Genomic DNA, 689 nt, shown 5'->3' on the forward strand with positions numbered 1-689 from the left:
ACTTATCGACAATCAAAGCGGTACACATATTGGCGTCAAGATCGATGTGGACGTCCAAATTACCGTGTTGAGGAATGTCACCAGCTTTGTGGTGATCGGCGTAAAACACGTGCGCGCCTTGAGCCAATGCTTGCTCTAAGCCAGCCATGTTCTTTTCCATCGAAATGTCTAACACAGTCAGCTCATCACCCGCTTGCACGTCCACTTTTTCCACCAGCTTAATATCGCGCTTTACGCCAGTAATTAATTGGGAATCGATAGGGTCAGCCAAACGCAGTTGTAGAAGTGCGATGATGCCGTCTGCATCACCATTGAAGATGTCGTAATTCATTGAGCGATAGTTCCTTTATCGAGAGTCAATCCCTTGAACTAATCGAGGGAGATAGTCGTCTTATTGTGCGTAGCAAGTATGACAAGTCAACTCAAGGCGCGACTCGAAAATGAGAGTGACTCTCGAAATATTGAAGCAAGTGACCGATCAGCCCTGCAGTGTGCTGACCGCTTCTTCCAACAGCTGTAGTTGCTCCAAACCTTGTTCAGTCGCGACAGGTTTCACAACATTCAGCATCTGCAGCATCCCCTGCTTCACCATTTGCTCGGTAATGCTGGTTTTCGATGCCATTGCAGATTGGTAAGCTAACCAACTACAAGCGATCAAATGCAGCGTGCACACCAGTGATTTCAACTGC

1 protein-coding gene and 1 pseudogene are annotated in these 689 nt (G+C 47.3%); both read right to left on the reverse strand.

Going from position 1 to position 689, the window contains the following annotated elements:
• Positions 1-331, reverse strand: a pseudogene (locus tag R7O13_RS27220) (DHH family phosphoesterase); the annotation flags it as partial.
• 147 nt (positions 332-478) lie between these two features.
• Positions 479-689: TetR/AcrR family transcriptional regulator (locus R7O13_RS27225; RefSeq protein WP_318305243.1), on the reverse strand; the 211-nt coding region annotated here is incomplete at its 5' end.

This window comes from Vibrio sp. Y176 (assembly GCF_033438945.1).